Below are 14388 nucleotides of genomic sequence, written 5' to 3' on the forward strand. Positions count from 1 at the left end.
ATGTATTTACGAAAAGTGGCGATTAAAAGTTTCGTTCGTCCACGTGGTGAATTCTTTTTCATACGGCTTTTTTCTATCCCGTAAGTTCACTTCAAGTTCCTTCAACTTATCCGACTGCCATTGTTCCAATGTATTTTTGTTCCATGTTTTCTGAAATAGCAGGTACAAAAACAATTCCCTCACCTGGAGAAACAACTGGAGTTGGATTAAGTCGGTTTCATTGAGTGACCGAATTTGAAGATATCCATCGAGAAAATGATTCAAGAATTCTTGTTGGAAAGTGATCCATTCGGGATGGTATGCACTTCCAGTCCACATGGCATGATAGATGGAAGTTGACAAATCTTGGACAAACCAATTGTAAGCACAATCATCGAAATCAAAAATAATGAGTTGTTGTGCTTTCACGAAAAAATTCCCTTGATGCAAATCGTTGTGAATCAGACCAAAGCGTTGTTTGGTTTTTGGATAAGTATCTAAAATTGATTTGTATTCATCGTAAATTTCACTTAGCCATGGTTCACTCTCCATCAACAAAGATGAAATTGAGTTTACTTCTTCATCTTCCAACCAAATTGGACGATTAATTTTTTCTCCTATGTTTTCACTGATACGATGCAACTCGCCAATGGATTTTCCCCATTCATAAAAAAACGCAACGTTCCATTGAGAGAGGTCCGAAACATCTATTTGTTTGTCTTCCATATATTGAAATACAGTCAGCCAATAGCTTTTATTATCGATTGTTACTAGAGAAATGTTTTTGTCATTTATAGAGATGACTTCCGGTGTCTGAATTTGATTTATTTTTATTGTGTCTATAAATTTTAGTTCACCTTCAATTAACGCTTTCGATCTTTTATGTATAGGAGTCAAACGAGCAACATAAAGAATGCTGTTCATTTGAAATTGAACTACAAAGTTCTGGAATCCGCCTGATAAACGTTTTACGTTTGTAATTTCCTTATTGGTCAATTTCGCTAAGCTGGATAATATTTTTTCACAATTAATCACGTTTACTTCCCCTTCTTAGATATTTTTTATAACGGATATTTAGAGAATTTTTGGATATACCAACTACAAAGAATGATATCGAAAGGATGATTCAAATGAAATCGAAAAAGAAGTTGATTGTTGCGAGTTTAATGCTTTCATCTGCAATAGTACTTGGAGCATGTGGAGATAAGGACGAGATTACGAAAGATGTGACCAATAATAATACTTCAAATGATATTGAAGATACTGCTCCAGGAGAAAATCCAGCTGACACCGGTGATTCATTCGGTTTTAGGAAGTTTGAATTAGAAGTCGATACACCCGAACAAGAAGATGCCATTACGGTCAACTACGAGGAAGAAAAAGATTCCACTGATGCTGAATATACCAATACTCCCGAAAACCTAAATCTTACAGGTGATGAGGCAATGGCTCAGTTAGAACCCCTTCTTCATAAATTGAAGTTTGAACCAGAAATGTCGGATGAAGTAATTACCGAACGGGTATTGAAAGCATTTGGGATTGAAGATACGTACAAAAAAATCGAAATAGAAATAATTTGGTTGAATGATGAGAAAAAAGAAATCGAAGTAGTTAAATAGCAAATGGAGCGTCCTTGGCATATTGTTGAGGACTCTTTTCATGTAAAAACCCTTAAGTTAAGGTACATTACTTCATATAGTTAATTATTTTACGGAGGGATGAGGATTATGCAGAAACAAATTAAATTGATTAACCGACCTAAAGGTACACCCACGAAAGATGATTTCAAAATGATCAGTGGACCAATCGAAAGTGCGTCTGATGGTGAGGTTGTAGTAAAAACAGTTTACATATCAGTAGATCCTTATTTACGTGGTCGGATGAACGATACAAAATCGTATATTCCTCCGTTTGCATTGAATGAAATGATAACAAGCGGAGTCATAGGACAAGTTATTCAATCGAATTCATCTCTTTTCGATAAAGGCGATGTTGTGTTAGGAGCTCTTCCTTGGCAGGAATATAGTGTAGTAAAAGAAAACGCGGTTCGAAAAATTGATCATCAAATGGCACCCGCATCAGCTTATTTGAGCGTTCTGGGTATGACCGGTTTGACAGCTTATTTTGGGTTACTGGATATTGGGAAACCAAAAGAAGGTGAAACCGTTGTTGTTTCAGGAGCGGCAGGAGCTGTAGGGTCTATCGTAGGTCAAATTGCAAAACTAAAAGGCGCACATGTAGTCGGAATTGCTGGTTCTGAGGAGAAAGTGAAGTACCTGATCGACGAACTGCGCTTTGATGCGGCAATTAATTATAAAACGCAGAATGTTGCTCAAGCGTTGCGTGAAGCCTGTCCAAACGGAATCGATGTATATTTTGAAAACGTTGGCGGAGAAATCTCAGATGCCATCTTCCCTCTTTTAAATAATTTTGCACGTATTCCCGTATGTGGAGCGATTTCTTCTTATAATAACGAACAAGCAGACGTTGGACCTCGTGTGCAAGGGTATTTAATCAAGACTAGTTCATTGATGCAAGGCTTTACTGTTGGCAATTACTCGGCTCGTTTTGGAGAAGGCGCAAAAGAATTGGCCACTTGGTTAAAAGAAGGCAAACTGAAATATGAGGAAACGATTACGGAAGGGTTCGATCATACCATCGATGCATTTCTCGATCTTTTCAACGGTGCAAACCTTGGAAAGGCGATTGTGAAAGTAGCGGATATTGAATAATGAAAGTAAGGGTCGTTCTGGAGTAAAACCAGAACGGCTTTTTTATAAAACAATGCGTGTTAAAGGCATCCTTTCTCCTTTACAATTGAACTATTAAAGATTTCGGAGGCCACCTACATGAGTGAATTTGATCTTGTACAAGAAACTACCTCGTTTCAGTCAGTTGAAACGTTAAAACAACAATTGCAGACGCTTGGCATTCAAGCTGGAGATGCTATTATGGTTCATTCATCCATCAAATCAATGGGTTGGATTGCCGGCGGAGCTAAAGCAGTTATCGATGCATTGATGGAAATCATTACGGAAGAAGGCACCATTATCATGCCTGCCCAATCTGCAGAAAACTCGGAGCCTTCTTATTGGATGCTACCGCCTGTTCCGAAAGAATGGCATGCTGCAATTCGCGAACATACACCTGCTTACGACCCACATCTGACCCCATTGCGAGGAATGGGTAAAATTGCAGAATGCTTTCATCGTCATCCGAAAACCATTCGTAGCTATCACCCTGTTCACAGCTTCATGGCCTGGGGCAAGCATGCTGAACAATGGATGATGGAACATCCACTTGAAGATTCTTTTGGGATGACTTCCCCACTCGGTGCTTTTTTGAATGAAAACGTTAAAATCGTTTTAATTGGCGTGGGTTATGATTCCTGCACAGCTTTGCATCTTTCAGAGAACTTACTAGAAAAGAAGACTTACACAAATCAAGGAGCAGCGATGCTTGTTGACGGCCAACGTCAATGGATTGAGTACCAAACTGTTGATGTGGATTCAGATCGATTCCCTGACCTCGGAGAAGCATTTGAAAAAGTACATCCCGAAGCATTTCATGTAGGAAAATTAGGCCAAGCAGATTGCCGCATCATTCAGATGAAACCACTGGTCGATTTTGGCGCGAAATGGTTAAAAGAAAATCCAGTTGAAGAAGATTAATAAATTTTATTAGTAAAATTCTCATTTTTGTTCATCCTAATGGAATCAACATGATGGAGGAACAATATGAAAAATACGATAATTAAATTTGCGATTGCAGCAATCCTTGGGCTGAGTGTTATTGCTCCGATTGCCACTTTCGCGACCCATTACACTTCTAAACAAGAAGAAGTAGAAGCTAAGATTGAAACCAAAATACTGCAGTCACTAAATGCTGATAGTATGTATAACAATATTAAATCTCTAGCCAAAACACCTCGAGTGGCGGGGACACAACAAGAAGATGCAGCGGTTGCTTTCATTAAAAAACAATTTGATTCCTACGGTTATAAGGCCAAGGTACAGGCTTTCACTTTTAATGACTATACTGCACCTCACACCATTGGTTTAGAGGTCGAGCGTTTTTCAGTAAAACTGGATCCGCAGGCTTTGGAATATTCGGTTAGTGGAAAAGTTACCGGGGAAGTCATCGATGCTGGACTTGGTCAGAAAAAAGACTTGGAACAAATGGACTTGACCGGAAAAATTGCACTTCTGCAACGTGGCGTCATTAGCTTCAAAGAGAAAATGTTAAATGTGGCTGCGAAAGGTGCTATAGGAGTCATCTTTTTCAACAATGAACCTGGAAACATTATGGGAAGCTTAGGTGAACCTCATGAAGGATTTGTTCCATCCGTGCTGTTGACCCAAACAGAAGGTGAAACGATGATCAGTCATATTAAGAAGTATCCTCGAGCTGTTGCATCTTTAAAAATTGAAGGGGCTAAGTCAGAAAAAAATACATCGCACAATGTCATTGCGACCAAAAAGCCCAACGTTTCTCAAAAAGCAAAAGAAACTCATGACATTGTGGTCATCAGTGCGCATCACGATTCTGTTGCAGGAGCGCCTGGTGCTAATGACGATGCATCCGGGACTGCCATGACACTTGAACTTGCACGGGTCATGAAAGCCATTCCAACACACACAGAAATCCGGTTTATCACGTTTGGTGCAGAAGAACTGGGATTGCTGGGTTCCACTCACTATGTCGAACAGTTATCGAAAGGTGAAATCAGCAGAATTGTGGCCAACTTCAATCTGGATATGGTCGGAAGTAAAGATGCCGGGGATTTGATTTTGCAAACGGTTGATAATAAACCGAACCTTGTGACTGAACTTGCACAGGAAGCCAGTACAGATCTTAACGGAGAACCAACACCCTATAATCAAGGTGAAAATAGCGACCATGTTCCCTTTGCAAAAGCTGGAATTCCAGCTGCATTATTCATCCATAACCCAGCGGAGCCTTGGTATCACAAGCCTGAAGATTCAATCGACAAAATCAGTAAAGAAAAACTGCAAGATGTTTCGGAAATCGTCACTCTCGCCGTCATGAATCAAACACGCAGAGAGTATTATGCGAAGTGAATTTTAATGTAATTCCTACGTGGATGCCGATTTTTCCTACGTGGACAGTGATAATTCCTACGTCACCTACGTTTTTTCCTACGTGAAGGTCAATTATTACAACTGAGCGATCGCTCAGCATATAAAATGATATTGCGAAACCCCACGAACCTGGATATTGTCCAGATTCGTGGGGTTTTTGCGTTAACTTAATATTGGTTTGATATGCATGATTCCTTTTTGGACGGATGTTTCTATGTATCCAATGATTTGTTCAAAAGTAAAAACGTTTAATTGTTGTTTGCTATGTGCAATATCATATTTCATATCATCTAAAACATATGGAACAAAGTCATAAATGTCTTCTGAGGGTACTTCATCAATCTCAATAACTGAGCCAGTACTTTCTAAAGTCTCTTTCAGTTCATCTGTGACTCCATAGTAATCTAATAACAACCCATTTAACATTTGAAAGTCGCCATGATATAAATTGAGGATTTTCTGATCGTTTTCCAGTCTGTTTTTTAACCACGGTAAATAAAAGCCCTTTAACCACAAGTCATCTGCGATTAGATGTGAATAATAACCTAAAATAAATGAACTGTTTTTAACAGAACTATATTTTTCAATAAAATTTTCATAATCCACTTCTCTTGAATAATCATCGACGTCGCCCGTAAAGAAATGTGATACATCTTTAGGAGACACTGCATCTGGTGCTATCCCTCCTAATAAAAATGACGTCTTATCTGATATTGAAACAGATTCAGCAATTTTATAGGCTATAATACTATGCATAATTCTTGAACCCATAATAACCTTCCTCCTTCACAATTGTTAGTAATTTTCATGACCACTCATACTATTCTCTTTTAAGATCTTAATTCCCTTTAATATGGAAAAAGAAGGCATTTGGTTTTAAAATGGCGAATAACATAATGATTAAATGTTTTTATACATTCTCTAGTAAAGGCGGATTTTCACATGACAACAACCTATGTTAACTGGGGGAAGTCTCGAATAAAATTAACCTGGACATCATCTTACATACTGCCTCAACCTGAATTAATAACAAGCGTTCATGCTTTTTGCTTTCATCAAGAAAAATTGCTGTTAGTGGATATAAAAAACCGCGGATGGAATTTTCCCGGTGGACATATTGAACAAAATGAATCTCCACTTGAATGTGTGAAACGTGAAGTCATGGAGGAAGCGTGTGTTGAGGGAGATTGCACGTACCTTGGATATGTCGAAGTCAACCACAGTGAAAACCAAGCTTGGAATAGCGATAGTCCCTATCCATTAATCGGATATCAAGCCATGTATCGAATGGATATTACTCGTATACTCCCGTTTGATGCCATTTTCGAATCTGCTCAAAGGATTTTTATCCAGCCTTTTGAAGTACCTCTGCATTGTGAAGATTGGCATGAAGTTTATACAGACATTCTGAGTAGAGCGTTGTCACATGAATTTAAATGAACTAATTAAGAAGCTTTAAAAAGAAAGGTAGAGAATAATCATGTTAGAAAACTTCAACTTCCCTATTTCCGCATTCAACCATGATCGGACGATTCGCGTCTACACGCCTTTTAATTACGGTGAAGAAAATAAGCGTTACCCCGTCCTTTATATGCATGATGGACAAAATGTCTTTCAGGATGAAGAGGCGATTAAAGGTATTTCATTAGAGTTGAAAAACTATTTGGATGAACGTAAATTTGAAATCATCGTGGTTGGAATAGATACCAATATTGTTGGGGACGAACGCAAAAACGAGTATTGTCCTTGGGTAGATGGTGAATATAGCATGAAGTTAAGTGGCCAGGTCAGTACAACTGGAGGCAAAGGTGCCGCTTATGTTGACTTTATTGTGCATGAACTTAAGCCTTATATTGACCGTACGTATCGAACTTTAGAAGACTCGACAAGTATTGCCGGGATATCGCTCGGAGGCTTGATTTCCACGTACTCCGCTGCTCGTTATCCTCAAGTATTCACAAAAGTAGCGAGCATTTCTTCTGCTTTTTGGCGCAACCAGGAGGAAATAGAAAAGTTATTGAACCATGCGGATCTGTCTTCCATAGAGAAGTTTTACATGGATGCCGGAACGAAAGAAGTGCCTGGAGATGAACGAATTAGCAACGGTTTCTTGGAATCCAATCAACGTGTTTATGAAATTTTAAAAGAAAAGATTCCGGATATTAGATTTGAGATTCTTGAAGATGGAGAGCACAGCTATTCCTTTTTCCGAAAGCGTGTGGCTGCTGTTATTAGTTATTTATATGGGCAATAAATTTGAAATGACGGTTAGGAGGAACCAATGCAACATGAAATAATAAGCCTTATTTATAGAAAGTTGGTTACGACGTTTGTCACAACGACTATTTTCTCTTTATTGCTCTCTTTTCTTAACCTAATAGGAAGAGAAGAAATCACTTATAACCAAGGAGAACAATTCATTGGGTGGTTTCTTATTTTCTTTATGTATATAGGGGCCATCATTCTCATATACGGGAATTTGGTTTCTGTCGGTATCGAGTATTTACAACGAAAATGGTTTAAGCGACACGATTGGCTTTATGTGGTGATTCTCGGTTTTTTCGGTTTAGCTAACCAAATAATTTTCCCAGACTTTCAGATGGCTATCGTCGGCGTGCTAGCTGCTTTGTTATATGGGATGATAGACAAAATGCTCTATAGAAGAATGACAGAAAGTAAAAGCCTTAAACTCTTTTTCTTCATTCCCATTACTTCTCTTCTGATATTCTGGGGATATTTTCATGTTGTTTCTCCACCTATGCCCCCTTTTACAAAAGAAGATGCCATAGAATTTGCAACTTCTGGAGAAGGAACGGTTATCGATCATTTTCCTAGAGACATTGGGCAGTGGGAAGGTAAGATTAATGGTTATCAAGTGACCCGAGAAAGTAATGCCAAGGAAATCGGAAAGGAAATTTACCTGGTTACCTTTACTGAACGTTGGAGTTGGAATCAAAGCATTGGAGAAGGTATTTATTCTATTTCCTATACAGTTGAACGAGGGAGTTTGTCTGCGTATAGTGAAGAAGGCAACTTGCCTCCGTACTATCAAGAGAATTAATTCCGTTAATGGAGTGAAATCCTCTTGAATCATAAGCAAAAACAGACGTCTTCTTTATTAAGAAGTACGTCTGTTTTTTATTTTATTTACTTAGCCAAAAAACTCTACATGTTCTTTCTCATCTTTGTAATATTCCAGTCTATCCTGCATCGTGCCGGTGTGAAATTCAAATTTATGGCCATCCAAGTCTTCAAAGTAAATGGACTTTTTATCTCGCTCATTCCGTTCCCTGCCAGGCAAGATCGGAACGTTCAATTGGTTTAGCCTGACCAACGTTGCTTCATATTCATCTTCGGCAATTGTGAAAGCCATATGTGTGTAGGATTCCTTTATTTCATTTCGTGGAATGTCGGTTTCCTCATTTAGAGCTAACCACAATCCATCCAAGTCGAAGTAGGCTGTCTTTCGGCCTTTTAATAATAACTTGGCTCCGAACACTTTCTTATAAAAGCTGATGGAACTTTCCAAGTCAGTCACGGAAAACAGAAGATGATTTATTTTCATCCGTTAAATTTCCACTCTTTCGAGCAATCGATATGGTTTTGTTTCGAACGATTCGTAGGCGAGATTTCCAGGTTTCATAGCATTATGGACACGTGTAGCAAATTGCTCTCTTGTCACCCATTCGCTGACATTCGTTTCATTCAATTCAACAAACTGTACGTCTAGCGTTTCACCGGGTTGAGGTGTAGGTTTTCCTTCTATCGCCTTTCCTCCATAAACGATACAAAAGACTCCGCTTGTGACATTTTGATAAACACCTATTATGTTTCCTATTTCCGCACGAATTCCCGTTTCTTCAAACACTTCCCGTGCCACCGCTTGTTGCAAACTCTCACCCGGTTCTACACGTCCACCTGGCATTTCATATGTATCGGATCTGTGTTCATTTCGAACCAATAGTACTTCTCCCGCTTCATTTTGAATAAATCCAGAGACAGCTACAACATATCGCGAAATTGAATAGTCACCTGTCCATTCCATAAAATCTTCTGAGCTTGTCTCAAACAATGGTGGTAAGGTTTTTCGGAAAGTTTGTGCCGTTACATGAAGTTCAGAAGCGCGAATCGCTTGATCCACACGCTCAAAGTCTTCCATGTCTTGATAACCCCACATTGCCATAATTTCCGTTTTATCCGTGTTTACCCAACGACCGATTAAACGTGCACCATGCGTTAATTGATTCGGCAATAAGTAGGTGTGGAAAAAGTGATTGAACGTCTCAAGCATTTCTGGTTTGATGGTGTACATTTTTCTTCTGAACAGCATGCTATACCTTCTTTCATTTGAGTGGATATTCTTTTGAAATGAAAAATCTAGACAAGAGTCAACTATTGATTCTCTTTTTTCGAGGTTGTTTCTTCATACTCTGTTTCATGTTTTGTATCATGAAGTGGTGACGATTTCATATCATCTTTAGTTCCTTCCATTGCGTCGTCAAACGGTTGGTAATGATTTAGGGGCAATCTACGTTTCGTCCCTAGTCTCCAAAGTGTCCAAATGATGACACCGATTAAAATTGCTAAGAAAATGTAGCCCACTTCAATTCACTCCTTTTAGTTGATAGCCTCTTATGAAGTAATGTTTATTCTATTTGTACCTCTTCTACATACGTCTTGAAATCCCTTTATTCTCTTGGGGAGTCTTCATCCACTTCGCTGTCCGTCTAACCCCTATCAACAACAGTTTAAGCCTTTGACCAAGTTAATCCCACAAAAAAACCGTCATGCCCCAAGTTTTCACTTGAAACATAACGGATTCAAAACTATTAATTGGAATTTGCTTGTATTTCTTTATTCTCTTCAGCTGTGAAAGCACGGGATCTAGTCAGAAACCTTTTCCCTTCCACGCCTTCGAGTGAAAACATGCCTCCTCGACCATCTACCACATCAATAATTAACTGTGTGTGTTTCCAATAGTCGTACTGGCTTTTATGCATATAGAAAGGACTGTCTCCGATTGAACCGAGAAGCACATCTTGATCCCCTACTATTAAGTCACCATCCGGGTAGCACATCGGTGCAGACCCATCACAGCAACCTCCCGATTGGTGGAACATAACAGGACCATGCTTGCTTTTCAATAACTCAATCAGTTCAAGCGTAGCGTCCGTTGCGATGACACGTTCAATCATTGGTCATTCTCCTTTCAATCAAAAGAATCCTAATTTGTTTTCGTTGTAGCTAACTAGCAAGTTTTTCGTTTGTTGGTAATGGTTTAACATCATCAAATGGTTTTCGCGACCGATACCTGACATTTTGTAACCACCGAATGCAGCGTGAGCTGGGTATGCGTGGTAACAGTTTGTCCAAACACGGCCCGCTTGAATCGCACGACCGAAACGGTATGCTGTGTTCATGTTACGAGACCATACACCAGCACCTAGACCGTATAAAGTATCGTTGGCAATTTCAAGTGCCTCTTCTTGTGTTTTGAACGTTGTAACAGAAACAACTGGCCCGAAGATTTCTTCTTGGAAAATACGCATTTTGTTATTTCCTTTGAAGACAGTTGGCTTCACATAGTATCCGCCAGCGAAATCGCCTTCAATGTTATTACGCTCTCCACCGATTAAACATTCAGCGCCTTCTTGTTTACCAATGTCCAAGTAAGACAAGATTTTTTCTAATTGTTCATTTGAAGCTTGTGCACCCATCATTGTATTTGGATCTAATGGGTTACCAGTCTTGATTGCTTCAACACGAGCCAATACTTTTTCCATGAACTTATCGTAGATCGATTCTTGAATCAATGCACGTGAAGGACATGTACATACTTCCCCTTGGTTCAATGCGAATAATACAAAGCCTTCTACTGCTTTATCAAGAAACGCATCGTCATGATCCATAATATCTTCGAAGAAAATGTTCGGTGACTTACCGCCAAGTTCCAATGTAACTGGAATCAAGTTTTGTGATGCGTATTGCATGATCATACGGCCTGTAGTTGTTTCACCAGTGAAAGCAACTTTGCCGATACGTGGATTCGAAGCAAGTGGTTTACCAGCTTCCAAACCGAAACCATTAACGATATTCATAACACCAGGAGGTAATAAGTCGCCCACAAGTTCAGCAAATACTAGAATACTAGCTGGCGTTTGCTCAGCTGGTTTCAAAACTACACAGTTACCTGCAGCAAGTGCTGGCGCAAGCTTCCAAACTGCCATTAACAATGGGAAGTTCCAAGGAATGATTTGCCCAACAACACCGATTGGCTCATGGAAATGATAAGCAACTGTATCGTCATCAATTTGGCTTAAAGATCCTTCTTGCGCACGAATTGCTCCTGCGAAGTAACGGAAATGATCAATCGCAAGTGGTAAGTCAGCGTTTAACGTTTCACGTACGGCTTTCCCGTTGTCCCAAGTTTCTGCAACAGCAAGCATTTCAAGATTTTCTTCCATACGATCCGCGATTTTGTTTAAGATATTCGCACGTTCAGCAACAGACGTTTTTCCCCAAGCATCTTTTGCTGCATGAGCTGCATCAAGCGCCAATTCAATATCTTCAGAAGTTGAACGAGCGATTTGTGTGAAGTTTTGACCTGTGACAGGAGTCAAGTTATCAAAATATTGACCATTTACCGGAGCTGTCCACTCACCATTAATATAATTATCATACTTCTCTTTAAAAGTTACGATTGAACCTTCAGTGTTTGGAAATGCATATACCATTCTCAAGTTCCCCCTTTATTTGACTGACTCTTTATATGTATGCGCTTTCACAATCTAGCATACTTACAAAATTAAGAAGTCCGTACCTCTTATATTGTCAGATAACACCGAAAATTACAACTAATATTCTATTAAAATTTTAATTGATTCATTTAACTAAATAGAATAGATTCCTTGGGGTTGTTTTTCAGTGGAGGTCGTTGATTATGAATTTTTTAAACTTAAATCAGTTCCTTCCCGTATTTTACGCAGAAAGAACCGTTTTTTTAGATGAACTCAATAAAATCAATATTAAAAAAAGCATGCAGTGAAAATTCTCACTGCATGCTTTTTCATTCAACTAATCTTCCATTGTGTTAATTTCAACCATCATGCCTACTACCAAGGTAATGACGACAAAGAAACAGATCAGCATTAAGACCATTTCACTCAACTCCTACCATGTTTTGAATCCTTCTGAACCAGGAGGTGCATGGTGAATCATTCCTGTTAAAGGAATGGCATAGGCAATAATGATAAGGACGAATGCGATCCCAATCCAGATCCACCAGTTTTCAAGAAATTTAGGTGTGTTTTGAACGTCACTTTCTGCCATTGGAAATTCAACAAAATCCTCGGCACGTACAGCTTTTGGTGATAAAAACAGTGACATCACAACGATATAAATCAAGATCATGGCAGATAGGAACAGGATGCTTCCTCCGATTGCCATTGTTACATGATTCGTAAGTATTCCGTCAAACCATTCCAAAGCGGAAGGGTGGTTATTGTAATTGGAATAGGCAGTACGTCTTGGTGCACCGAGAAGTCCTAAAATATGTTGCGATGTTGACATTAAGAGCATACCGATCGTCCAAGTAATAATTTGCACAAACCCTAGCTTTTGCATGGCCTTCGAAAATTTACGACCTGTTAAATATGGAATCAGCCAGAACGTCAGTCCCATGAACGTCATTGCTACAGGTGTTCCGACCGTGATATGGAAATGTCCTACAATCCATAATGTGTTATGAACGATTTCGTTTAATTGGAAACTAGCGTTGATGATCCCGCCCGCTCCACCGGGAATGAAGAATGCCATCGCTACAAAAATGGATGTAAAGCGTACGTCTTTCCAAGGAAGTTTCGTGAACCAGCCGAATAACCCTTTTGCTCCCTTTTTACGACCAGAAATTTCGAAAGTTGCAAACATAGAGAACGCCGTCATTAACGATGGTATGATGACCATGAATGTCAGCACGACCTGTAGGAACTTCCAGAAATTCGAGATTCCCGGTTCTGTTAATTGATGGTGGAAGCCAACCGGAATTGAAAAGAGAATAAATAAAACAAATGACAACCGTGCTAACGAATCACTGAATACTTTCGTACTGATTAATTTTGGAACGATCACATACCACGCCATATATGCTGGCAACAACCAGAAATACACAAGCGGATGACCGAAATACCAGAATAGTGAGCGACTTAGCTCCACGTTAATTGTATCCACCCAACCAAACGCCCACGGGATGTACTGGAATAGTACAGTGGCTACCACACCTAAACAAGCGATAATCCACAGGATAATTGTTGTGATGGTCATGAAAGCAAATAATGGACTTAACTGACCTTTATGCTTTTTGCGCCAAACGAGATAGTGACCTACCAATGCAAAGCTACTAATCCATGTACCTACTACAAACAAAGCCAAACCTACGTAATACCAACCACTTGCTTTCAAGGGTGCATAGAAAGTATAGAGAACTGAAGCTTCCCCAGAAACAATCATCACTGTCGCCATGATTGTACCTAATGTTGTCACCCAAAAGCCTAACCAAGAATAGAGACGAACTTTTGGACCGAAACTTCCTAAACTTTTACTCATACCCGTAATAAAGAAACCGAAAATAAAATATGTCGTAAATATAAGTGCAAGTAATACGCCATGTGCCGTTAATATTTGATAATAGTCCAGCCAACTTGGTAATTGAAGTGCATCATTTCTTATAAAAACTTGCAACAACCCGCATAATGTCCCAATCAGAAAAGCGATATAGGCTACTCCGATATTCCATAAAGCCAACTTTCGATCTTGTGCAGCAATCATCTTTAATACACCTCTATTTCTGTAGACATCAAGTGATGTCCAGCACCGCAGTATTCATTACAAAGAATTAAATATTTACCTGGTTTATCGAAGGTATACGATTTTGTTGTAATCTGCCCTGGAACCACCATCATATTTACTTTTGTATTATCAATCGTAAAACTGTGAACAACGTCCGTACTGGTTACTTTAAAAATAATTTCTTTTCCTGCAGGTACTTTCAGTTCTGGTGCATTATATCCGAAAGCCAATGCCACTATCGCCACTTGATACGTATCATCATCGAGCTGTGTCACGCCAGGTTTGTCAAATGGTGCGGTTTCATTTACTTTTTTAGGATCAATGGTATCCATTCCTCCCGATGGTGTGTGGCCGTGGGAGAATGCGCTTACGCCGACTATACTTAAAAACAAGATGAGTGATACTAAACCAAAGACAAGCCAAATCTTTTCATATTTATGAAAATGCATATAAATCTACTCCT

General features: G+C 39.2%; 16 protein-coding genes. 7 read left to right on the forward strand and 9 right to left on the reverse strand.

Annotation, left to right across the window (positions count from 1 at the left end):
- Window positions 1–6 precede the first annotated feature (6 nt).
- Complete coding sequence (locus tag M9R32_RS11250) at window positions 7–1014, reverse strand: phosphotransferase enzyme family protein (RefSeq protein WP_269926824.1); 1008 nt, start codon at window positions 1012–1014, stop codon at window positions 7–9.
- A gap of 95 nt (window positions 1015–1109) precedes the next feature.
- On the opposite strand from M9R32_RS11250, the gene M9R32_RS11255 reads away from it, so the two are divergent.
- The 4 genes from M9R32_RS11255 to M9R32_RS11270 all read left to right on the forward strand — a co-directional run bounded on the left by M9R32_RS11255 (window position 1110) and on the right by M9R32_RS11270 (window position 5060).
- Window positions 1110–1598: a YusW family protein gene (locus tag M9R32_RS11255; protein WP_269926825.1), complete on the forward strand. Its 489-nt coding sequence runs from the start codon at window positions 1110–1112 to the stop codon at window positions 1596–1598.
- Between the two features lie 108 nt (window positions 1599–1706).
- Window positions 1707–2711, forward strand: a complete 1005-nt coding sequence (locus M9R32_RS11260) for an NADP-dependent oxidoreductase (RefSeq protein ID WP_418936244.1) — start codon at window positions 1707–1709, stop codon at window positions 2709–2711.
- 117 nt (window positions 2712–2828) lie between these two features.
- Window positions 2829–3650: an AAC(3) family N-acetyltransferase gene (locus tag M9R32_RS11265; RefSeq protein WP_269926827.1), complete on the forward strand. Its 822-nt coding sequence runs from the start codon at window positions 2829–2831 to the stop codon at window positions 3648–3650.
- Window positions 3651–3716: 66 nt separating this feature from the next.
- Window positions 3717–5060 (forward strand): M28 family peptidase, encoded by a 1344-nt coding sequence (locus tag M9R32_RS11270; protein WP_269926828.1) that lies wholly within the window; start codon window positions 3717–3719, stop codon window positions 5058–5060.
- Between the two features lie 183 nt (window positions 5061–5243).
- On the opposite strand, the gene M9R32_RS11275 is transcribed toward M9R32_RS11270, so the two are convergent.
- The gene (locus tag M9R32_RS11275; protein ID WP_269926829.1) at window positions 5244–5852 is read right to left on the reverse strand and encodes a hydrolase; all 609 of its coding nucleotides are present in this window, start codon (window positions 5850–5852) and stop codon (window positions 5244–5246) included.
- Between the two features lie 171 nt (window positions 5853–6023).
- Here M9R32_RS11275 and M9R32_RS11280 point away from each other — a divergent pair, with 171 nt between their 5' ends.
- From M9R32_RS11280 to M9R32_RS11290, 3 genes are read left to right on the forward strand one after another with little or no spacing between them, the layout of a single operon-like run.
- On the forward strand, window positions 6024–6521 hold the full coding sequence (locus tag M9R32_RS11280; RefSeq protein ID WP_269926830.1) for an NUDIX domain-containing protein: 498 nt from the start codon (window positions 6024–6026) through the stop codon (window positions 6519–6521).
- Window positions 6522–6561: 40 nt separating this feature from the next.
- The gene (locus tag M9R32_RS11285; protein WP_269926831.1) at window positions 6562–7335 is read left to right on the forward strand and encodes an alpha/beta hydrolase; all 774 of its coding nucleotides are present in this window, start codon (window positions 6562–6564) and stop codon (window positions 7333–7335) included.
- Window positions 7336–7362: 27 nt separating this feature from the next.
- Window positions 7363–8142: a hypothetical protein gene (locus M9R32_RS11290; RefSeq protein WP_269926832.1), complete on the forward strand. Its 780-nt coding sequence runs from the start codon at window positions 7363–7365 to the stop codon at window positions 8140–8142.
- A gap of 90 nt (window positions 8143–8232) precedes the next feature.
- Here the strand turns inward: M9R32_RS11290 and fosB are convergent, their stop codons facing one another.
- From fosB to M9R32_RS11325, 7 genes are all read right to left on the reverse strand, one after another.
- On the reverse strand, window positions 8233–8646 hold the full coding sequence (gene fosB / locus M9R32_RS11295; protein WP_269926833.1) for a metallothiol transferase FosB: 414 nt from the start codon (window positions 8644–8646) through the stop codon (window positions 8233–8235).
- Window positions 8647–8649: 3 nt separating this feature from the next.
- On the reverse strand, window positions 8650–9411 hold the full coding sequence (locus tag M9R32_RS11300; protein ID WP_269926834.1) for an NUDIX domain-containing protein: 762 nt from the start codon (window positions 9409–9411) through the stop codon (window positions 8650–8652).
- A gap of 62 nt (window positions 9412–9473) precedes the next feature.
- Entirely contained in the window at window positions 9474–9683 is a 210-nt protein-coding gene (locus M9R32_RS11305) for a hypothetical protein (protein ID WP_269926835.1), read from the reverse strand.
- Between the two features lie 227 nt (window positions 9684–9910).
- Entirely contained in the window at window positions 9911–10276 is a 366-nt protein-coding gene (locus M9R32_RS11310) for a DUF779 domain-containing protein (RefSeq protein WP_269926836.1), read from the reverse strand.
- 18 nt (window positions 10277–10294) lie between these two features.
- The gene (gene adh / locus M9R32_RS11315) at window positions 10295–11815 is read right to left on the reverse strand and encodes an aldehyde dehydrogenase (RefSeq protein ID WP_269926837.1); all 1521 of its coding nucleotides are present in this window, start codon (window positions 11813–11815) and stop codon (window positions 10295–10297) included.
- Window positions 11816–12251: 436 nt separating this feature from the next.
- Window positions 12252–13904 carry a b(o/a)3-type cytochrome-c oxidase subunit 1 gene (locus M9R32_RS11320; protein ID WP_269926838.1) on the reverse strand — a complete coding sequence of 551 codons (1653 nt, stop codon included), beginning with the start codon at window positions 13902–13904 and terminating at the stop codon, window positions 12252–12254.
- Window positions 13905–13906: 2 nt separating this feature from the next.
- Entirely contained in the window at window positions 13907–14374 is a 468-nt protein-coding gene (locus tag M9R32_RS11325; protein WP_269926839.1) for a cytochrome c oxidase subunit II, read from the reverse strand.
- Between the last annotated feature and the right edge of the window lie 14 nt (window positions 14375–14388).

This window comes from Paenisporosarcina quisquiliarum, from assembly GCF_027563315.1.
GTDB classification, from domain to species: domain Bacteria; phylum Bacillota; class Bacilli; order Bacillales_A; family Planococcaceae; genus Paenisporosarcina; species Paenisporosarcina quisquiliarum.